We start from the raw sequence: 22,422 nt of genomic DNA, 5'->3' as shown, positions 1-22,422 counted from the left end.
AGCAATAAATAATATTTTAAATAATTTTTGGCACTCTCACCCTTAAAGTGCTAAAATTATGATATAATTGATTTTCTATAGGAGGTGAAATTATGGATTTTAATTTAGATGACTTATTTGGTTCTAATGACAATAAAAGTAAAAAATCAAGTGATCCATTAAAAATTTATGGAAGAAACTTAACTGATTTAGCTGCTCGGAATGAATTAGATCCTGTTATTAATCGTGATGATGAAATCAGAAGAATGATTCGCATTTTGAGTAGGAAAACAAAAAACAACCCAGTATTAGTCGGCGAACCAGGTGTTGGTAAAACAGCTATTGTTGAAGGATTGGCTAGAAAAATAGTTGAGGGTCAAGTACCAGAAAACTTAAAAGGTAAAGATATTTTTGAACTTGACTTAGCTGCTTTAATAGCTGGCGCTTCATATCAAGGACAATTTGAAAAGAGATTAAAAGACGTACTCAAAAGAATTGAAGAATCTAATGGTGACATTATAGTTTTCATTGATGAAATTCACATGCTTATTGGAACAGGTCGAAATGCTGAAGGTGGTATGGATGCTGCTAACATCATTAAACCTTTAATGGCCAGAGGTAAAATGCATTTAATTGGTGCTACAACTTTTGATGAATATAGAAAATATATAGAAAAAGATGCGGCTCTTGAAAGAAGAATGCAAAGAGTGGATGTATTAGAGCCTTCAATTGAAGATACTATTACAATTCTTCGTGGTATCAAAGACCGTTTTGAAAATTACCACAATGTAAAAATTCAAGATGATGCTTTAGTAGCTGCTGCTCGTCTTTCTTCAAGATATATTTCTGATAGATTTTTACCAGATAAAGCTATTGACTTAGTTGATGAAGCTGCTGCAACTATTAAAACAGAAATAAACTTTCAACCTGAAGAATTAGAAAAAGCTAAACAAAAAATGGCTAGATTGAAAATGGAAAAAATAGCCATTTCTAGTGAAGACAAGAAAAAACATGCAGTTAGACTTAAAGAAATTGATGCCGAAATAAAAGATATTGAAAAAACAATAAAACAATTAGAAGATAAATGAAATTTTGAAAAACAAAGACTTGAAGAATTGTCTAATTTAAAAAGTAAATTAGATGACGCAAGACATAGATTAAATATTTACCAAAAAGAAACAGATTATGAAAAAGCTTCAAAAATTTTGTATGATGAAATTCCAAGCATTAAGAAACAAATCGAAGAAACAGAAAAAGAAATAGCAGAATCAGGTAACACAATTGTTAAAGATAGTGTTACAAGTGAAGAAATTGCTAACATTGTTTCGAAATGAACTAAAATTCCAATTTCAAAATTACTTGAAAGTGATAAAGAAAAATTGTTAAATCTTGAAAACGATTTAAAGAAAAGAATAAAAGGGCAAGATGCTGCCATTAGATTAGTTGCTCAAGCTGTATTAAGAGCTAAAGCAAATATTAATGATCCTAATAGGCCTTTAGCAAGTTTCTTATTTACAGGACCTACTGGTGTTGGTAAAACAGAATTAGCAAGAGCTCTTGCATATTCTCTTTTTGATAGTGAAAAACAAATGATTCGTTTAGACATGTCTGAATACATGGAAAAACATAGTGTTTCTAAAATCATTGGTGCTCCTCCAGGATATGTTGGATATGACAGCGGTGGATCATTAACTGAAAAAATTAGAAAGAATCCTTACACAATTCTTTTATTCGATGAAATCGAAAAAGCTGACCGCGATGTTCTTAACATTCTTTTACAAATGATGGATAATGGGGCTATTACAGACTCAAAAGGCCGTGTAATTAACTGTCGTAATTTAATTATAATTATGACAAGTAATTTAGGCTCACAAGAAATACTTAAACATTTAGATCAAATGCCAAGTATTAAAGCTGAATTGCTTAAATTCTTGAGTCCTGAATTTGTAAACAGAATTGATGAAATTGTCAAATTTAATCCATTAACTAAAGATGTAATTAATGAAATTGTTGAACTTGAACTTCAAAAATTAGCTACTAGAATGAAAGATGTTAAAGATGTAAAAATATCATTCACAAGCAAAACTGTTGACTTTGTAGGTTCTTCTTCATATGATGAAAACTTTGGGGCAAGGCCTATTAAAAGATTTATCCAAAATAAAATTGAAAGCTTATTAGCTTACAAGATTATTGATGGCACCATAAGAAGCGGAAAAGCCTATAAAATAGACGTTTTCGCCGGAAACTTTGTTGTTAAAGAAGCCTAAATTTAAATAAGTATTGTTACAAAACAGTACTTATTTTTTGATCAAAAAAAGACCTTTAAAAGGTCTTAATTTTTAAAATAATTTCATTTGGTCAGTATCGTCAAGACCTTTAAAAATGTTAAGTTTATCCATTTTTTCAATTAATGTTTTATTAACTGAAGTACGGCGAATAACATCTTCTTTTGAAGTAAAATCTTTAGCATCTCTAGCTTCTACTAAAGATACTGCAGCTGCATCACCTAATCCATCAATTGATTTAAAAGGAGGAATTAAACAACCGTGTTTATTGTCAATAATTCATTCATGTGCTGCCGATTTTTTCAAGTCAATATTAGCAATATAGAAACCACGAGCATAAAGTTCTTGAGCTATTTCAAATACTGGAATTAAGTCATCATCTTTAACTTTTCTTTCATTCTTTGGAATGTTATTCAATTGATTCAATCTGTCTGTAACTTTATGTCCACCTTTAATATCAATCATACTTTCAATTTCAACCGCTTTAGCATGGGTTGCAAAATAACAAGCATAGTGAGCTAAAGGATAATAAAGTTTAAATCAAGCAATTCATCAAGCCATTAAAACATAAGCGGTAGCATGGGCTTTGGGGAACATGTACTTGATTTTCTTCATACTTTCAATCATTCAGTCAGCCACTTTATATTCTTTTAATCTCTTAACTTCATCATCAGTTAAACCTTTACCTTTACGAACTTTTTCCATAATATTGAAAGCAAATAAAGGTTCAACTTTTTTCTTTAAAAGAAATTGCATAATGTCGTCACGACAACAAATAACATCAGTTATTTCAAAATTCTTTTTGCTTACTAATTCTTGAGCATTGTTCAACCAAACATTTTCACCATGAGAAAGTCCAGCTAAAGAAATAAGGTTAGCAAATGATTTTGGTTTAGCTTCTTTTAACATTTGACGAACAAAACTTGTTCCGAATTCAGGCAAACCTAATGCCCCTGTTGTTTCATTATTAATTTGTTCAGGTTTAATATTCATAGCTTTAGTACTTGCAAATAAACTTAAAACTTTAGGATCATTTTTTGGAATGTCATCAATATTAATATTGGTATATTTTTTAAGCAATCTAATAATTGTTGGATTATCATGACCAAGTAAGTCAAGTTTTAAAATGTTGTCATGAATTGAATGGAAGTCGAAGTGACTTGTTAATCAAGAAGAATCAGGTTCATTGGCTGGATAGTTTATTGGGGTAAAATCATAGACATCAAATTCTTTTGGAATAATAAGAATACCACCTGGGTGTTGGCCTGTAGTTCTTTTCAATTTTTCTATTTTATGGGCTAAAAAGTCAATAAATGGTTCTGAATAATTACGCATTGCTTCTTCTGTAAATGCTTTAACATGTCCATATGAAGTTTTAAGAGCAACTGTTGATATGGTACCAGCTTTTAAAGTGTGAGTATTATCAAAAATACGTTTAACTTCATTGTGAATATCACCTTGAATATCGCCTGAGAAGTTAAGGTCAATATCAGGAACTTTATCAGCTTTAAAACCTAAGAAGGTTTCAAAAGGAATTCCTTGTCCATCAGCTTCTAATAAAATATTACATTTAGGGCAATTTTTGTTAGGTAAGTCATATCCACTTGTTATTTTTTCATCTTTTGACAATTCAAAATATTTACATTTGTTGCAAAGATAATGAGGAGGTAAGGGATTAACTTCAGTAATACCTGCAAGGGTTGCAACAAATGAGCTACCTACAGATCCCCGACTACCAACAACAAAACCATTGTCAGTTGATTTTTGAATTAAGATATGACTAATTCAATAAATAACACTAAAACCATAATCAATAATAGGATTTAATTCGGCTTCAATTCTTTCTTCAACTATTTTTGGTAATTTTTCACCATATTTTTTGTATGCTGTTTCATAAACTAAATCATGTAGTTTTTTACCGCTGTCTTCAAACTTAGGTGTATAAAGTTTATCTTTGATAACTTGAATTTTGTCGCACATGTCTGCTATTTTATTTGTGTTGTTTATAACTATGTCTTCAATTAATTGTTTGTCTTTTAAAAAGGCAAATTGTTCAAGCATTTCTTCAGTGGTTAAATAGTCTTGATTTGGAATTGGAATATTTCCGTTTTTAGCTTGTTCATAGTTGAATAAGTAATGACGAGAGTTTTTAATTCCTTTAGCATAAACTAAAACCTCATAAGCTACTTTGTCATATAAATTTAGATACTTAACATCAGCTGTAGCAACCACTATTTTTTTAGCTTTTATTGCTTCTTTAATAATTTCTTTTAAAGAAATTTCTAATTGTTCTTGAGTAATAAATTCATTATCAATTCAATGGCTAAACACTTGAGGTGCTGGCACTTCAATATAGTCATAAAGTTTTAATTCTTTAATGAATTCTTCATGTGAAGAATAAAAATAAACATCAAGCAATCTACTTTTTAGTGTTCCTGAACCTAATAAAAGATTTTCACTATGAGCTGCTAAATCTTCCATAAATGTTTTAGGTCCATTGTATAAGTTTTTAGTTAAAGCTGTTGTTAAATAACCATATTGTTCTTTTAAACCTTCATAGTTTTTAGCTATTGTTGAAACTTCATATGAAAAGGTTTTATTATAAAGATCATCTTTAATATATGAATTAAGTTGATTAAAGGTTAAAATACCTTTTTTACCTAATTCGTCCATTAAAGCCACTCAAACTTCAGCTAAAACTTTCGCATCATAATCACCACGGTGAGCAACTGTAGGATCATATTCAACACCAACACGAGTAGCAACATCTTCAAGTTTATGTTTTTTGTTTTGAGGGAAAACAATTCTTGAAACAATAAGTGTGTCAATTACTGTTACATTTGGAAATTCTATTTTAGCTTGTCTAAATTTTTCTTTTAAGAAGTTGAAGTCAAATCTAGCATTGTGTGCTAAAGCAATTTTGCCATTTAAGTCATTATAAATTTTTTGCAAAGCTTCTTTTAATTCCAAACCACTTTTTTCAATCATTGCATTAGTAATACCTGTCAAGTTTTCTGTAAAAGGTTTAATTGGTTCTTGACATTTAATGAAAAATTGTGTTTTTCTCCCATACTTCATGTTTGAGTGAATTGGCAATGAACCATATTCAATAATTACGGCAAAACGAGGACAAAGTCCAGTGGTTTCAATATCGAATGAAACATATTCTTGACCTTTAATTTCGCCTTCAGGTATGTTTCCTAAAATAGATTTATTACTTTTGTTTATAACTGAAAACGCAGTTCCAAAAAGAGGTTTAACTTTTGATTTTTTAGCTGCATTATAAAATTCAGGATAACCTTGAGCACCATCAACGTCCATAATTGCAACAGCAGAATGATTCAATTTTTCAGCAAAAGCCACAATGTCTTTAGGAAAAATTAATCCATCCATTGTGTTCATTTTTGAGCTAACATGTAACTCAACTCTTTTTTTAGCTATGTCTTTATTTTCTTTCTTTTCTGTTAGTAAACTTTTTGCTTTTTCATAGAAATCTAAGAAGACAAATTTGTTTCTAGCACCAAAAGTACTTTCAGAAACTGTTCCATAAATTGTTACTCATTTGTTGTCTTCAAGCTCATTTATTTGTTCAGGTTCTAATAATGTTGTTCTTATTGTTTTTACTTCTACAGCATCTTTATAGTTGGTTAGAAAAAATGTGTAAATGTGTTTACCATTTTTACTTAAAGCATAGTCTTGAGAATAAATCATTCCAGTAAATGAAACAGCAGTTTTATCATCTAACGAAGATATGTCTTGGAGCTCAACTTTTTCATAGCTTTTTCTTCTTCATCTATTCGAATTATTTGGAGTTGTAACTCTTTCATTTTCTTTGGTAAGTTTTTCTTGGTTTTCTTGTCATTTTTTCATAAATTCTAGAGTTCTTTTGTTTTCTTCCTCAATAACACCGTTGTCAACTGAAACCATGGTTTTTTGTTCAAAATTAATTTTTAAATCTTTTCAACCGTATTTATTTAAAGTTTTTTGAAGGTTTTTAAAAACGGGGTTAAACTCTTCATATTCTTTAGCTGAAATAGTTGTAATTGTTGCTACAAATTGATCATTAAATTTAAGTTTTTTAACAATTGGCAAATTTCTCAATTTGATGAATTTGGCTTTTTCATAGGTTAATTCGTTAATAAAATCTATTAAATTTTCTTTTTTATATTGTGAAATATCAAAAGTAATTTTACCTTTGATGTTATAAACTTTATTATTTTTTAAACTAGAAAGAAACGAAAAAAATTCCTTTGCACTGATTGAATTTGTAAATTTAAATGACACATTTAATTGGTCTTTAACACTGTCATATTCGACATCGTCTAATTCAACTTTATCCAATCCAGGTGTCACTTTTACATTAATATCTTTACAAAATGTAATGAAATTTTCATTTTCTATTTTTCTATTTTCTTTAGGCATATTATTACTATTATACATATATTTTTTTATAAAAATTTAATTATGTAAATTAATTTATTTTAATAATTTTTTAGCCTATTTTTAAGCTTTTTTATGTTAAAAATTAACAAGAAAAATACCACTAATTTTGTGGTATTAAACCAGGACAAAAGAATTAGACTTAAATCCCAAAAAGATTTAAGTCTTTTTGTACTATGAAGTTTTATGGGAAAACATTTAAATACTGAAAAATGGATAGAAATTTTTATATTTTTTAAAGAATATTTAGACTATAAAATTACAAAGATGGAATTTAAAATGAATATTTTAGAAAGGGCGACAAGTCGCCAAATATTTTAGGGATGGCTAATGCCCTCACTTTTATTTGTCCTATCGGAAAAAAATAATAACAATATTAATAATTAAAAAGGAATATCGACATGCGATATTCCAAATTTCTAGGTGTAAACTTACAGATTACAATCTAGGGATTAGCCTTTAAAGCTAATCATTTTTATTATTCTGGATAATTTGATATTTAATAAATGTGTCTTTAAACATATTAATATCAAAATATGTTAATTTATCAGGCTTAGTATTTTCAAAATCGAAGATTGAATTTGCATATACTAATTTTCTTTGCTTTTTAGGAGATAAGTTTTCAAAATTTTCTGGATATTTAATATAAAAATCGACTGATCTGAAAAAGAATGAAACTAACGACTTTTCATTTGGAAGGGAGTTATAGTGATATTTTTGGCCTAATGAAAAATCAAATTGTGTTTTGTTAGTTTCTGAATTAATCTTCTTTTCATAAAGATTTTCGTCATTTAAATTATTGTTGAATTTCAATCATTTGGTTGTTTTTACAAATATGTTTATCTGTATAAGGATAAAACAAATTACTAAAAAAGTGCTACCGCCGAATATAATTCAATAGTATGCAAGCGAATCATAGTATTTGATATTAGGCTTTCATAATAATCCTACTAGCAAAGCAATAAGTATTTCTATTAACAGTCAGCCCAATGAACCTAACATATAGAATAATTGATATTTTTGTTGGTTTTTGATAACAAAATCTTGAAGTTTTATTTCATTACTTATGCAATTAGGTCTTACTGTTAGACAAAAATATAAGATTTTTTTAAAGGTATTTTGTTTGACTAAAATTGAATCTATGAACAAAGGCATAAGTGTAATAAAACATATAATAATCACTAATCAAATCATTTTTAACTTTCTAAACAATGAATAATATATTATTCAATAATTTTATAAGCTTTTGCTTCATTTTTGAACATATTAATATTTAGCGGCTCAAATTTATTATCAAATGCTGTATCATCGTAATTGAGAACCATAGTCATATAAATAAAAAGTTTTTGCTTTTCGAATGAGTATGACTTGAATTTTTGAGTATTAAAAGTTGAAAAATAAAGTGCATTAAAACCTTGTCTTTTAAAATAACATTTATTTTTAGATGGATACAATTGTTCAACATCTGTGTTTATGTCAATTGATTTTTCGATTAAAGAACTATCTGGAAGCATATTATTAAACTTTCTTCACTTTTTTTGTTTTATATATCATAGTAAGCATACAACAATATATCACAAGGGCAATGGTACATAAAATATTATGCCAAGTGTTACAAACATTGTAAAAAATGATTCCTTTTCATATACTTGTAGAAAAACCATTAAAACTAAGCTTTCTAGCATTAATGCGATTGCAAGTAAAGCATAAATTAATGGAATTTTAGACATCAGACAATAATGATTTACTAATGAATTTTGAACTCTTAATTTTCTTTTCATGCAATATTTATTTACACTACCAAAAGCATATATATATCATCTAATTTTAGGAAACAAAATAATGAATGGCGTAAGATTAATAAAAGCAATTCAAAAACTAAAAAAGATAATTGAAAAAATTAAAAAATTACTCATATGTGATTATCCTAAATTATCATATAAAGAATTATTAGCTTTTTTACGCAAATATGTTCCTTTTTTAGGGTCATTAACTCTTTGTAAACTTCACAAACTTAATTCAAAATCAGAAAGCTCTAGCATTTCATTAATAGTTTTTATTTCGTTGGTTTCTAAATTTTTAAAAATAAGGTTTTTTCCACCAGTACCTCCCATATAATAAGGACCAGTTTGTTCGCTTTCATGTATAACAACTCATCCTATTTTTTTAATATCTTTTATTTTCTTTGAAAAATCACTAATTAAATCTGATGCCTTTTTAGCACATTCATTAAAATAATCTAATTCTTTTGAAGCGGTGTAAACATCATAAAATGATCCAAGAGTTTGTAATGCTGAACCAACAACACCAGTAGCCATAGTTGCTATTGATGGCGCAGCTTGTGATAATTTAAGCATTTCATATACTCTAGCAACACGATTTAATGCCATAGGAATACTTGAAACCATACCTCATATTGGTATGCTATAATTTGACGATTGAAATAGCTCAATAAATTTTTGAGAATTTTTTAGAGTCTCGTTTAAATAATATATTCTATCAGATAATGTAATTGCGGCAATTGATAGCAAAGATGCTGACGCTGATGCTACTGATGCAGCAATTGCACATGGTGGACAGAAAAAGCTAGCTATTCATAATCCAGTTGCTGATGCTGCTGATATGGCAGATAATGAAACACAAGCGATTTTTCATTTTTGCAAGAACGCAATATGATCTATTGTTTTTTTAATTGAATCATTAAGGTTAATTAAATGATTATTCAATAACTCATAATCTTTTAAAATAAATTTAGATGAAATTGTACCGTCATCATTTATTTTTCAATCTTTATTTTCAAAAGACGAATTGACTCTTTTTATCATTGAATTGATTTCTATTTTTGATTTTTTTTCGCTTTTTTTAAAAGTTAAAGATTGTTCTTTTATTTTTTTAATTAATTCAGTTTTAAAAATTTCTCTTTTGTCTCTTAGTTTATTTAATAATTCATCTTTATTTTTTATACTAGATTGGCTAATTTTAGATATAAACAAATCATAAATTTTATCTAATTTTATTTCATCAATGGAATTTATAACTTTTTTAGTTGAATTTTTGTTATTGATAATATCATTTGAGATATAGTTAAAAATTTCAATTTCATCGTTTGTAAATCGAGAAAATAATTCCAAAATTTTTTGTTGCTCTGAATTTAAATTTTCATTTGATGCAACAATGACTGATGGTGTTATGTTAGTTACATTAATTGTATTTAGTAAAGTAGATAATTTCATAAATTATATTAGCAAAATGCCACTCTCCATTTTATTATAAGGTTTTTAGATGCTACGACATTTCATATTTATAAATAATAAGACAACGATCCAAAACAAACATTAGATATTTATATAACTGCATTGGGAAATTGTTATTAATATTTTTAATAAATATTACTATAAAACAGCACTAAAAGTATTATAGAATATATATAGTCCTTAACTTTAACTTCCTAAATTAATAACTGTATATATTCTTAATTAGATTATAACATGAAAAATTAAACTAGGTGTAATAATTGATTAGTTTCTGTTTTAAATACTCATTTATTAGATTGTTTAAATGCTAATACAATTTTATAATTGTGATTATTCCCATATGCTTTAAATTAATAAAATGATTGCTGGGTTTAACTTGTATTAAATAAGTAATATTATCGTAGCAATTAAATCAATGCCTATAATCGCGTCTATTAATATGTCTGAGACTTTTCTTTATAAGTCAATAAATCTAATAATTCCTTTTCTCTGTTGTAATTAATAAAACCTTGATAAAAAATAATTTGATACATATTTAAAAAATTTGTTTTGGTGTTGGCTTTATGCTTACTTAGATAATGACCTAATTTAGCACAAAAAACGCCACTATATGCCTTTTGGAACTCTGTAAAGCTTTTATAATTTTTAGTCCACAAAATCTTTTTAATATTTATATTTAAATCTTTATAGGTAGGAACTTTTAACATTGAAAATAATTGTAAAATAAAAAACAATATTAACTGTTTTGCTACATTGTAATCTGAAACTTTACACATTTTAGATAAAATCTATAATGGGTGAAATTTTTTTTATAAAAAAGTCACTCAAAGAGTATTTGGCGACTGTCATGAAGAAATGCAAAAAAAATTATCATGAAATGAACGCAATGTTCTTGAATACTTACTTTGAACAACTAATTATAGTATAACAAAAATAGCAAAAATATTAGGTTATTCAAGAACAACTATTAATAATGAAATAAAAAATCTTTATCCTAATATTGATGTTCCTTCTTTTAAAACAGTCTACAATTGAATAAAAAGTGGTCATTGAATTTTGAACTGAAAAGATTTATTAAGAAAATTCTACAAAAAAGGTGGAAAAAGAGAGAAACAAAGCGCTGCTAGAAGATTGGTTGGCGCACGTTATGTAAGACCTTTTTGATCTAGACCAGCAAACATAAACGAAAGAAAAGAATTCGGCCATTGGGAAATAGACCTTATTGTAGGCAAGAGTAAAGGCACACATTGTCATTTCCTTAGTTTTACCGAAAGAGTCTCTAGATATGGATTTTTGGTAAAAATCCATCAAATTTAAATTTGTGTTTATGGAATCTTATTTGAAAACATAAATTAAATGTTAAATCTATAACTCAGGATAATGGATTAGAATTTTCAACATTATTTTTCATTGGATATAAACTAAAAATTTTTATATATAAAGCTGATCCATACGCTTCTTTTCAAAGGGGTTCAAATGAAAATTTCAATGGTTTAGTTAGAAGATTTTTTAAGAAAAAAAACTAATTTTGATGATATTATTGAAGAAGAAATTCTAAAAGTACAAAATGAAATAAACAATCGTCCAAGAGAAATTTTTGGATATTTATCTGCTTTGGAAATGTACGAAAAATTGAATGCAGAAAATCCTTGAAATTCAACAGGTATTGACAAAGTATTATATGGAAAACAAAAGAGAAACTGAGAAAGTAACAAGAATAGAAATTTGTTTTTCAAAAAAATAGGAAAATTAAAATAATATTTTAGAAAGGGCGACAAGTCGCCAAATATTTTAGGGAGGGCTAATGCCCTCACTTTTATTTGTCCAATTGGACAAAAAATAATAACAATATTAATAATTAAAAAGGAATATCGACATGCGATATTCCAAATTTCTAGGTGTAAACTTACAGATTACAATCTAGGATACCACTAATTTTGTGGTATTTTAAAATTATATTAAGGTTTTATAACTGCACGGGGAGTATAGTCCAAATAATAAATTAAAAATTCGTCAATAGCATTTTTTCTATTTTTATAATATGTCGATTTTGAAAAATAATCCTGGTATCATAACTTGTTTTCAGATTGTTTCATAAACTCATTTTTAATGATCAGTTGACTTACACCGCTTAAGCAATTGTATACTCTTTTGAATTTGTCTGAAAAGTAATTATTAGATCTTGAATTTTCATTCTTCTTGTAATATTTTTCTATAAAATCTTCTTGACGATTTTTCAAGAATATGGCTTTTTCCATATTAATTATTGTTTCTACACTACGATACTTTTGTAAATTACTCATTTGGTATTGTGAAGCAAATTGCGAAATAGTACTTGTCATATTACCTTTCTTTTTTAAATCAGGTAAATAAAAGTATATTGCTAGTAAGCTCTTGCAAAGATTACATATCTATTGGTTTCTTTACAACATTTTTCAAAAATACATTTGTGTTTTTGATTTGGTTTATCAAACTTTTTAGGTAAGCAACGAGTTGAAGCGCCAGTTTCATTTTTGATTATTTCTTCAGCCACATCTAAACAACAAAATGGGGCTATAACAAATTTATGATTTTTAATTTGTTTTTTGAAATCTTCGTAGTTATCTACAAAGACTGTATTTTCATTTAGTCTTTTTTCAGCTTGTAAGTACAAGTTATCGTGGATTTGATTTAAAAGAGTTTCAACTTGATCCTTAACTTCTGATTGTTTTATATTAATCTTTTCAAGGGTGTCTCTTCTAACAATTGTCACACTTTTATTTTCAATGTCTTTAGGTCCAACTTCAATTCTAAGAGGAACACCTTGAATTTCAGAATTTGAGGCTTTAAATCCTGGACCTTTGTCACTTGAATCAAGTCTTACTCTAAATTTTCTACTTAGGTCTTTGTAAAGATTATCACAGTATGTATGAACTTCTTTATTTTTATTTGCAAAAAGCTCTAAAACATCTATTTGAATTGGAGCTACTCGAGGTGGAATAATAATTCCTCTATTGTCTCCATGAGTCATTATAATAGCTCCAAGCAGACGGGTTGAAACACCCCATGAAGTTTGGTAAGCATAATCTAATTCATTGTTTTCAGTTTTGAATTGAATTTCAAATTGTTTTGAAAAGTTTTGAGCTAAATAATGGCTTGTTCCTGCTTGTAAAGCACGACCATCCTTCATCATTGCTTCAACTGTATAAGTTGAACATGCGCCAGCAAATTTTTCTTTTGGCGTTTTCTTACCAATAATTGTTGGTATTGCTAAAAAGTTTTTTAAAAATTTTGAATAAGTTGAAATCATTCCTTTTGTAAATTTTCTAGCTTCAAGCGGATTACTATGACATGTATGTCCTTCTTGTCATAAGAATTCTCTACTTCTTAAAAATGGGTTGGTTGTTTTTTCTCATCTAACAACATTAGCTCATTGGTTATAAATCATAGGTAAGTCTTTGTAAGACTCAATTGAGTTTTTAAATAAATCAGCAAATAAAACTTCTGATGTTGGTCTAATAAATACTTTTTCATCTAAATCCTTGTCGCCAACTTTAGTAATTGTTGCTAATTCTGGATTAAATCCTGCTATGTGATCTTTTTCTTTGTTAAACAATTTTTCAGGTATTAAAAGTGGCAAATATACATTTTGCACACCTTTTTCTCTAAAACATTCATTTAAATTTTTTTGAATTTGTTCTCAAATTCCATATGAATTGGGTTTAAATACAATTGTTCCTTTTACAGGCCCATAAGCAATTAAATTCCCTTGTTTAACAACATCTGTATATCACTTAGCAAAATCTTGTTCTAATGGAGTAATTTTTTCTAGTTCTTTCATAATTTTAATTATATTAAAAAGTTAATTTTTGGCAAGTAAAAAGGTTGAAAAACTAACTTTTTTAAATTTTTGGTGTTTTTTAAATTAAAAAACTTGCTTATTAATTTAGCAAGCTTCTTATATATTATTTTTTATTTCTTTTCTTTGTGATTTTGGTGTTTTCTACATTTTGAACAATATTTGCTTAATTCAACTTTTTCTGGTGTATTTTTCTTGTTCTTTTTACTAATGTAGTTTTCCATTTTACATGATTCGCAAACTAATGTAAAACCGTCTCTTGGCATATTAATCCTCCTAAAAGTTCAAAATTCTTTTTATATTATATAAAGAAATTAGTTTTTTGAAAATATTTTATTTCATAAATTAATTTACATGTATGTAATCTAAACCTAAACTTTGACGATATGCAGCAATTTTTTTAATACTTTGATCAAAATCTCTTGCAGTATTTCCAGTATTTTTTATTTGATCTCAAGTTAATAAATAATAAGTAAATCTATGTGGCATCATTTTTTTACCTTCAAAATAATTTTTCATTGAAGGGCCCATTGTTGGATCATTTCAAGTTGGATCTAAATATAATTCTCGCCCTCCAAGTCTTACCATATTTCAAGCATGACCTTCTTGCCCACTTTAATTAGCAGCTTGACCGGTTACATATCACACAGGAATATTTATTAATGTTAGAAATCTTGAAAATGTTCTTGCATATCCTTCGCAAACTATTCTTCTTTTTGGTTTAGTAAAATATGAATATGGACTACGACATTGACTTCGTATTGGTTCATTATTTGATAAAGCTAACTCTCCATCAGTCAAATATTCATTATTGTCAATCACTCAATTATGTATTGCTCTTATTTTTTGTTCATCAGTCATTTTTTTAGAAATTATTTTATAAATTACTTCTGTCATCAATGAATTTAGTTTAACTTCTTCAGAAGCACTATCTGTTCTATATCTAAATTCTGATTCTTTTATATTTATTTTTTGACGCGTGTAAGTAATACGTTCAAGGATTTTGTCATTAAAATAATTGCTACCACCAGTTATGTCATATCAAGTTGAATTTAAATCTCAGAAATAATCTCCTAAATTATGATTAGTTACGGCAATATCAGAAGTTATTTTTCCTTTAAATAGCAAGTCTTTTCTAATTTTTAAAACTTGTTCTTTTGTGAGAGTATCAACAGCTTTAGCACTTTTTAGAAAGTCCAAATTGTTTAAATCAACTTCATATGCATCTTTAATGTCAAATGATAAGTCTAAGTCTTTTTTATAGTACTTTACAGATTTTTCTATATTGCTTAAAATGTCGTTAAAAAATTTATAATTAAGATTAAGAAGACTTCCTTGAGATATATAATTCTCTAAAATATATTTTATTGTAGGTTCAGGATTCCCATTTATTGTAGCAGTTAATCCTGTATTTGATTGTACAAAACCTATATTAACGAAATTTTTGTAAGCATTTAAATAACTTTCAAATCTTCCCTCATGTAATCCAAAAGCATTAAAAATTTTTTCATTTAATTCTAATAATTCTTTTTTAAGTTTTAAAGCTTTCTTTACTAACAAGTCAACTTTGGAACTTATTGTATCTTTTACAGTTTCTACATCACTAACAAAATATTTTACCTTTGATAAATATAAAGCTTTTTCAACTTCATTTGCTTCTTTTTCTTCTTTTGTATTTTCTTTTAATCCATATTTATAGATGCTAGATGGTTTATTATCTCCAGGTTTTGGGGCTGGGCCTGGACCTGGTTCTGGTGTTACAGGTGTAACTGTCGTACTTGGTGTTGAAGGTATATTGCCAGTAACATCATCTCAAAAACATGATGTTGTTATAGTTGGTAGACTAACAATAGCAGTTAGAGTACCTAGTCAATTAAATATTTTATTTTTTTTCATATTTATCTCTTTCTACAATTAAATAATAACAAAATTTTAATTAAATATCTTAAAAGTGAACAATAAAAATGCAACCATAAGGCTACAAATTTTATTAAACATATTCATTAGCTTTAAAATAAGGAAGACCTAAGTTAGTTCTTAATTCATATAAATCATGATAACTATCATATAGTTCTCTGGTTATTTCTATCTTTTTATTATTTTTATTAATATATGTTTCATATTTAATATCTTTTCATTCTTTTAATAAATAGTTATTATTAATTGGACTAATTTCTTTTGAATTTACATTGTATTTTTCTTTATATTCATTATAAGAAGGATCATCTCAAGTACAATCTACAAAATATTCTTTACCATTTAATAAAACTAGGTTTCAAGCATGGCCCTCATCATCTTTTAGTTTGCCATCAACATAAGTTTTAACTGGTCCAGTTATATATCAAGATGGAATATCTAAAAGAGTCATAAATCTTTGAAATGTTCTAGCATAAGCGTCACAAACTATTCTTCAATTTCCAATATAAGCATATGGACTACGACAAGTTTGAGCTCATTGTTTGTCACAATATACCATCTCATCATCTCTTAAGTAGTCATTATTTAAAATGATTCAATTGTGAATAGCTCTAATTTTTTGTTCATCATTCATTTGTTTTGAAATAATAGAATAAATAATTTTTTCAAAATATTTATTGATATCAATTTCTTCTTGTGCATTTTCAGTTCTATAAGCTAAACGATTTATTTTAATGTTTATTACATTATTTTCTGGTTGATAAAATGTAACAGATGTTGAATTTTTATAGTGGTTTCCTTTAAAACAAAAATCATTAAAATAGTTTGAACCGCCCGTTAGATCATAAACTAAATTTCTTAAGCTGTTATATTTATCCGTGCCATAATAATATTTGATAAGAGGAGCAACATTAACACCATTTTTAACTAATGATTTTCTAAAATGTTCAACATTCAATTGTTTGTTTAAAACTGAGTTAATATTTTCTGTATACATTTTTAAATTATTAATATTAATTTGTTTAGCATCTTTTAAATCAAAAACTAATTCAAGATCCTTTTTGTTTCTATCAATAAAGTTTCTAAACAAGTCATAATTTTTGTAGAATAAATCTTTATTATTGACTATTCGATCAAAAGCACCTCTTTTGTATTTGTCTAAATAAAATGAAATTCAGGAACAAAAATTATTATGTTTTGGAGCTAAAAGATCAAAAATATAAGCTCTGCTATTTTCATTATCAATATATAAATTTATAAAATTTTTGTAAGCAACTAAATATTTTTTATAACGGTTTTCATGCAAACCAAATTTATCATAAACATCATTGTTTAATTGCAATAATTCTTGTTTAATTGCTCAAGCATCTTTAATAATTTTATTAACTTCAGGATCTGAGCTAGCTTCAAAATTAGTTATCTCAATATCTGAAACAAATTTCTTTATTTTTAATAAAGATAATTCTTTTTCTTTAGAATTGATTTCAATTTCTTGAGCAGTATTTGGTTTTAAATAATATTTGTAAATACTGCCATCATCTTCTCATTCACCTTCAGGCACAAAATTAGGAACACTTAAACTTGGCTGTTTATAATCTTCTCAGTTGTCATCATCGTTTGAAGGTTTTTGTGGTTCAGCTGAATTATTGCAGCTTCAAGAAGAAAATGATGACATAAGTAATAAACATATAATTGGACCAAATGACATTAATATTTTTTTCTTCATCAATCCTCCTATTTTAATTATATTAAAATTTATAAATAATATTTAAAATTCAAGACTTTGAAATCAACAAAAATAAACTAAAACGCCTGTTTTAAAGGCGTTTTGGAAAATTAAGCTTCATATTTTTCTGGGTGTTCTTTCATCATTTTCTTGATGAATTCTTTTTTAGGCATCTTGCCATATTTAACCATTAATTCTTCACATTCTTTTAATTCTGCTAAGGCTCATTTTTCGCCTTCAAATCCTTGAACTTTTGTAGCTCCTTTTTTCTTTCAATTTTTATAGTTGCTAAAGAATGTTTCAATGTGCATTAAAAATGGTTCAGGTAAGTCTTCTAATTTTTTAATACCATCTAAACGATAATCATCAGCATGAACAGCAATTAATTTTGTATCTGTTTCTCCTGAGTCAATCATTTTCATAGCACCAATAATTCTTGCATTAAGAACAACACCTGGTGTAAATGTTTCTGGAGAGTAAAGTAAAACATCTAACTCATCGCCATCTCAATCTAAAGCTGTAGGAATAAAGCCATAATTACATGGGTAGACAAAATCTCCTCTCAAAATACGGTCTACATGAATATTTCCGTCAGCACGATCATATTCGTATTTTATGTTTGAATTCTTTTGAATTTCAACTTTCATTTCAATAATATTACTCATGCTATTATTATAGTTAAATAAATTAAAAAATATAATAAAAAGCAGCCTAAGCTACTTTATAATGTCGAAATAGTTTTGCCAACAATCATTGTTATACCAACAACAACAAATAAGATCCCGAAAAATAATGGTGCAAATAATTTAATTCTTTCTCAAGCTGGTAAATACATTCCTGTTGCTTCATAATTCGTTACTTTAGATTTTGGATTATTTTTTTTATATTCTTCCATTTGTTTTTCTTTATACAAATAAACCTTGTCTTTTGCTTTAGGATAAAAGAAAAAGCATGTAATTCCAATTACTATTAGTGATAATCCAATAATAAATAAAGCTAAATAAGGAGCATTTAATTTGTGTGTTCCTTGTTCGTAAAATGGGTTATTTGCTTTATAAAATACTGAGTTTAAAATCATTTAAGTCCTTTTTTAATGTTAAAAGTATAACAAAAATAAAAATATTTTGTACATTCTTTTATTTGTGTTTTTAATAATCAAAATTTAATATCTTTTATATAATAAAAGCATTATGACTAAAGAATTAAAAAAACCTAAAATAATTTTTATCGATTTGGATGGTACAACAATTGATAAAAGTAGCAAATTTAAAAAAGATATCAGTGAAATTAACCAAAAAGGTTTAGCTAAACTTAAAGAAAAATATGGCTTAGAAATTTTTGTTTCAACTGGCCGCGCAGTAGTTGAAAAAACAAAAATGTTGGCTAGAAAATGTGGCAATGAAAATAATTTTGTTGCTTGAAATGGGGCTAAAGTTTTAAAAGATGGTCAAGAAATTTTTTCAGCAGCTATAGATCAAGAAGTAGTAGAACAAATTTTTGAATTAGCTGAAAAATGAAAAATGACAATTATTATTAACTCAAACTTTAAAAATGGTTTGTACTCGAATTCATTTCTTTTTAAAGTTGCTTCAATTTTCAAAAAAGGCAAATGCTACAAACTAAAAGAATTTAATAAAGAAACTGAAGTATTTAAGTTACTTTTTCTTAATTTGTCAAAGAAAAAACTTCATTTATTTGCTGAAGAACTTAAAAAATTATGACCAAAAGATCTTAATGTATCTATATCAGGATTTAAAAATGAATTTTTAGAAGTTACATCATTTTTTGCTTCTAAGGGTAGTTCAAATAAATACTTAGCTAAAAGTTTTGGAGTAGATGCTGAAGATTGCTGACATGTTGGTGATTCACAAAATGATTCAACAGCTAGTGGACATATGGGTTATGTAATTGCTATGAAAAACTCTGTTCCTGAATTTAAAGATAAAGCAGATTTTATTAGTCCTTTTACAAATAAAAAAGGTGGTTTATATAAAACTTTAGAAATGTTACTTACAAAGTTTGAATAATTAAATTTAATATTAATTTATAATTTAATTTATGAAAGCATTTTTTAATTTACAACTAAAAATATATTTTAGACACGCATCAAGCTATGTCGTGCCTTTAATTTTCGGTATCTTTTTTATCATTATTAATGTTGTTCTTAAATGAAGTGCTGCAAGTCCAAAAGTTTTTGAAACTCTTTTATATTCGGTGAACTTCTTAACAAATATTAACCATTTTTCAATTTTTATGATTTTTATTGTTGCCACTTTTGTGTGTCAAACTGTATTTTATAAATACAAAAGAGAAGGTGTGGATTACATTTTATATTCAAAACCTTTAAGTAGAACTCAAATATATTTTGCTAATATTTTTGTATCTGCAATTGGTCTATTATTTTCAATAGCAATTATCGAATTAGGTTATTTTATAAGCAGATTGGTTTATCCAACAATTATTTGAAAAGAGGTCTGAGGTGCTTCAGGTGCTCACTTATTAGCAATAACACTAACAGCTCTTTTTGCTCTAGGAATTGCTAGCTTAGTACACTCAAGTGTGGGTTTAAGGATGTTTCAAATTTTAATAGGTGCTATACCTTTTCTTATAACAATTATTTTCGGTGTTGTTAAGTTTGCTTGATCTGTAGATAACATTAAAAGCTTAACTAAATCAACAAATAATGTTATAGCGACCTTGCCTTCTAAAGAAAAAGGCAACAAGAAATTCCTTGAAGAATTAAAAGGCAGATTCAATGAAAATCAACCTATCTTGATGAGTAGATACAACGATGACTTAAAAAATACTTTATTAAATATTACAGAAGATTCAGAAGATATCACAAAATATATTGACAATACTCATAAGTCAGTTTATAACTATTTATATTGATTAAACATTGAAAACTATTTCTCATTACAAAGCGGTTGCTTTGATCATCGTATTAATTCATTTAACAAAAAAATTAGTTATTACAAAATAAATCCACTTAAAAGTGACGGTACTATAGATTATCGAATGTATGAAAAATATGGCTATCATTTAGACAACAATATTAAATTAAATATCTGAAATGTTGTTTATCAAGATAACAATAAAAATTCTATAAAAGAAGTTAAATCAAAAAATCTTTTTGGTGTTAGTTATGATGCAAATTCAATTAAAAATAAATTAAGTAAAGGCTACTTAACTAAAGAAGATTTATATGAAAGTTTTTATAAAACTTATAAAGAAGAAACAATTGAACCAATGATTGATAAGTTAAAACTTTTTGAATCAATATTTTTAGATAAATTATATGAAAATATTCAAGAGATCAAATTTAACAAATTACCTTATGTTATAGATTACGAGGGCAAAAAGGTATTAGTCTTATCAAAAGTATTTCAAGACTTTAACAAAATATTAAGCTATGTTGAAGAACATCAAAAAGATAAATACAAAAACTTAAAAATTAAAACGTATATTGCAACATATTATCCACAATGAATCGATTTCTTTGAACAATTTAATGATGAAAAAGTAGCAAAACTTAATGAATTTTTTGTTGCTGTTGCAGAGCTACTCACAATACAACCTAAAAAACCAAAATCTAATTCAATTGGTGAAAGAATTAGATATGAAAAGAAACTTAAAATATATCAAGAAAAATTAGAAGAAAACAAAAAACTTTTTAAAAAAGTTGGTTACTTAATGACTCTTATGTATGGTTTAAATAAAGAACAATATGTTTTAAGTTATCAAGCTTCACCTAATAATTTGGATGAATTAAATGAATTAGACAATGCAGGTGGTATTGAATTAATTAAATTAACACCACTTGAAAGAGATTTAATTGTTGTTACAAGAAAAGATCACATGACAGTTGGCGGATCAATAATTTTATCAATGTTAGCTGCTTTTGCTATGATGGCTGGTGGTTGAGCAATATTTGTTAGAAAGAATTTTAAATAATGAAAACACTAGTTAAAAAAAGTAAATGAAGAATTTATCTTGAAAAAAGAGCAAATTATAAAGCTACAATCAAGAGAGCTAAAAATTATGAATATCAACAGCCTCAAGAGGATGTTGCAATTTCAATTCAACATTTACATAAATTTTTTAAACTTGGACATGGCGATTTTAAAACTGCTTTAGACGATGTTTGTTTTGATGTTAAAAAAGGATCATTTCATGGTTTTATTGGTGATAATGGTGCCGGTAAAACCACAACTATAAGATCAATACTGGGATTCTATCCTTCTAAAATAGGCAAAATATTTATCAATGGTATTGATTCAACAAACAAGAAAGCAAAATCATTTATTGGTTATATTCCTGAAGTTTCTCTTTTTCCTAGAAAAGTAAAAGTAAAAGAATATCTTTTAGCATTTGCTGAAATGTCAAATTTAAAACCTGAAGAAGCAAAAGAAAAAGTAAATTTCTTATTAAAAAAATATCACTTTGATGGACCTGAATTTGAAAAATCAGCAGAGCAACTTTCATCAGGCCAAAAGAAAACAATTTTATTAATGCAAGCTTTATTAAATGATCCTGAAATTTTAATTATGGATGAACCTGCTGCTAATTTAGACCCAAGTGCTAGAGTGATATTTTATGAACAAATAAAAGAATTAAGTTTACAAGGAAAAACTATATTTATTTCTAGTCATATTCTTCTAGAACTTGAAAGATATATCGATTCTTTTACGGTGCTTGCTAAGGGCAAAGTACTAGACAATGGAACAATAAAAGAAAAATTGCACAATGCAAAATATAACAAAAAAATAAATACAAATGATAACAATAAAATAGTGGAATATTTAATTAAAAACCGAATTGATTTTATTGAAAAACATGATTGAATTAATGCAAAATTAGATGAAGAACAAGTTAATAAATTTCTTCAATATTGTTTAAAAAACAATATTCAAATTTATAATTTAGCTGATAACAAATTAAGTCTAAATGAACTTTATTTTAATGCCGAAAATGTTGAATAAA

The 22,422-nt window shown here is 26.7% G+C and carries 17 protein-coding genes and 1 pseudogene; 5 read left to right on the top strand and 13 right to left on the bottom strand.

Features of this window, described 5'->3' with window-relative positions:
- Nucleotides 1-92 precede the first annotated feature (92 nt).
- A complete protein-coding gene (locus MBIO_RS03630; protein WP_013355038.1) occupies nucleotides 93-2,246 on the top strand; it encodes an ATP-dependent Clp protease ATP-binding subunit in 2,154 nt (717 codons plus the stop codon).
- Between the two features lie 72 nt (nucleotides 2,247-2,318).
- Here the strand turns inward: MBIO_RS03630 and MBIO_RS03625 are convergent, their stop codons facing one another.
- The 5 genes from MBIO_RS03625 to MBIO_RS03600 form a co-directional block, all read right to left on the bottom strand.
- Entirely contained in the window at nucleotides 2,319-6,686 is a 4,368-nt protein-coding gene (locus tag MBIO_RS03625; RefSeq protein ID WP_041594244.1) for a PolC-type DNA polymerase III, read from the bottom strand.
- Nucleotides 6,687-7,169: 483 nt separating this feature from the next.
- Nucleotides 7,170-7,898: an MAG0920 family protein gene (locus MBIO_RS05340; protein WP_013355040.1), complete on the bottom strand. Its 729-nt coding sequence runs from the start codon at nucleotides 7,896-7,898 to the stop codon at nucleotides 7,170-7,172.
- A gap of 29 nt (nucleotides 7,899-7,927) precedes the next feature.
- Entirely contained in the window at nucleotides 7,928-8,485 is a 558-nt protein-coding gene (locus MBIO_RS03610) for an MAG0920 family protein (protein WP_232048373.1), read from the bottom strand.
- Nucleotides 8,486-8,626: 141 nt separating this feature from the next.
- Nucleotides 8,627-9,937, bottom strand: coding sequence for a hypothetical protein (locus tag MBIO_RS03605; RefSeq protein WP_013355042.1), 1,311 nt, complete (start codon nucleotides 9,935-9,937; stop codon nucleotides 8,627-8,629).
- 455 nt (nucleotides 9,938-10,392) lie between these two features.
- A complete protein-coding gene (locus MBIO_RS03600) occupies nucleotides 10,393-10,734 on the bottom strand; it encodes a hypothetical protein (RefSeq protein ID WP_013355043.1) in 342 nt (113 codons plus the stop codon).
- 79 nt (nucleotides 10,735-10,813) lie between these two features.
- Here MBIO_RS03600 and MBIO_RS04740 point away from each other — a divergent pair.
- Nucleotides 10,814-11,716: pseudogene (locus MBIO_RS04740) on the top strand (IS30 family transposase).
- A 200-nt stretch (nucleotides 11,717-11,916) separates the two neighbouring features.
- Here MBIO_RS04740 and MBIO_RS03585 read toward each other — a convergent pair.
- The 8 genes from MBIO_RS03585 to MBIO_RS03550 form a co-directional block, all read right to left on the bottom strand.
- Nucleotides 11,917-12,300 (bottom strand): MG284/MPN403 family protein, encoded by a 384-nt coding sequence (locus MBIO_RS03585; protein ID WP_013355044.1) that lies wholly within the window; start codon nucleotides 12,298-12,300, stop codon nucleotides 11,917-11,919.
- Between the two features lie 41 nt (nucleotides 12,301-12,341).
- Entirely contained in the window at nucleotides 12,342-13,778 is a 1,437-nt protein-coding gene (gene proS, locus MBIO_RS03580; protein WP_013355045.1) for a proline--tRNA ligase, read from the bottom strand.
- A 131-nt stretch (nucleotides 13,779-13,909) separates the two neighbouring features.
- Nucleotides 13,910-14,062, bottom strand: coding sequence for a 50S ribosomal protein L33 (gene rpmG, locus MBIO_RS03575; protein WP_013355046.1), 153 nt, complete (start codon nucleotides 14,060-14,062; stop codon nucleotides 13,910-13,912).
- Nucleotides 14,063-14,141: 79 nt separating this feature from the next.
- On the bottom strand, nucleotides 14,142-14,384 hold the full coding sequence (locus tag MBIO_RS03570) for a hypothetical protein (RefSeq protein ID WP_013527195.1): 243 nt from the start codon (nucleotides 14,382-14,384) through the stop codon (nucleotides 14,142-14,144).
- 27 nt (nucleotides 14,385-14,411) lie between these two features.
- Nucleotides 14,412-15,692, bottom strand: a complete 1,281-nt coding sequence (locus tag MBIO_RS03565; RefSeq protein ID WP_041594243.1) for a transglutaminase-like domain-containing protein — start codon at nucleotides 15,690-15,692, stop codon at nucleotides 14,412-14,414.
- A gap of 94 nt (nucleotides 15,693-15,786) precedes the next feature.
- Entirely contained in the window at nucleotides 15,787-17,439 is a 1,653-nt protein-coding gene (locus MBIO_RS03560) for a transglutaminase domain-containing protein (RefSeq protein ID WP_013355048.1), read from the bottom strand.
- 110 nt (nucleotides 17,440-17,549) lie between these two features.
- On the bottom strand, nucleotides 17,550-18,104 hold the full coding sequence (locus MBIO_RS03555) for an inorganic diphosphatase (RefSeq protein WP_013355049.1): 555 nt from the start codon (nucleotides 18,102-18,104) through the stop codon (nucleotides 17,550-17,552).
- A gap of 56 nt (nucleotides 18,105-18,160) precedes the next feature.
- Nucleotides 18,161-18,517 (bottom strand): hypothetical protein, encoded by a 357-nt coding sequence (locus MBIO_RS03550; RefSeq protein ID WP_013355050.1) that lies wholly within the window; start codon nucleotides 18,515-18,517, stop codon nucleotides 18,161-18,163.
- A 112-nt stretch (nucleotides 18,518-18,629) separates the two neighbouring features.
- Between MBIO_RS03550 and MBIO_RS03545 the strand changes: the two genes are divergently transcribed.
- The 3 genes from MBIO_RS03545 to MBIO_RS03535 are packed head-to-tail and all read left to right on the top strand — an operon-like array spanning nucleotide 18,630 to nucleotide 22,421.
- Nucleotides 18,630-19,466: an HAD-IIB family hydrolase gene (locus MBIO_RS03545; RefSeq protein WP_013355051.1), complete on the top strand. Its 837-nt coding sequence runs from the start codon at nucleotides 18,630-18,632 to the stop codon at nucleotides 19,464-19,466.
- A gap of 31 nt (nucleotides 19,467-19,497) precedes the next feature.
- Complete coding sequence (locus tag MBIO_RS03540) at nucleotides 19,498-21,393, top strand: ABC transporter permease (protein WP_013355052.1); 1,896 nt, start codon at nucleotides 19,498-19,500, stop codon at nucleotides 21,391-21,393.
- Nucleotides 21,393-22,421 (top strand): ABC transporter ATP-binding protein, encoded by a 1,029-nt coding sequence (locus tag MBIO_RS03535; protein WP_013355053.1) that lies wholly within the window; start codon nucleotides 21,393-21,395, stop codon nucleotides 22,419-22,421. Before MBIO_RS03540 ends, MBIO_RS03535 begins: the two co-directional genes overlap by 1 nt.
- Nucleotide 22,422 lies beyond the last annotated feature (1 nt).

Origin of the sequence: Mycoplasmopsis fermentans PG18 (assembly GCF_000209735.1) — a bacterium.
Lineage (GTDB): Bacteria > Bacillota_I > Bacilli_A > Mycoplasmatales > Metamycoplasmataceae > Mycoplasmopsis > Mycoplasmopsis fermentans.
This window is presented reverse-complemented; position numbering and strand designations above follow the sequence as displayed.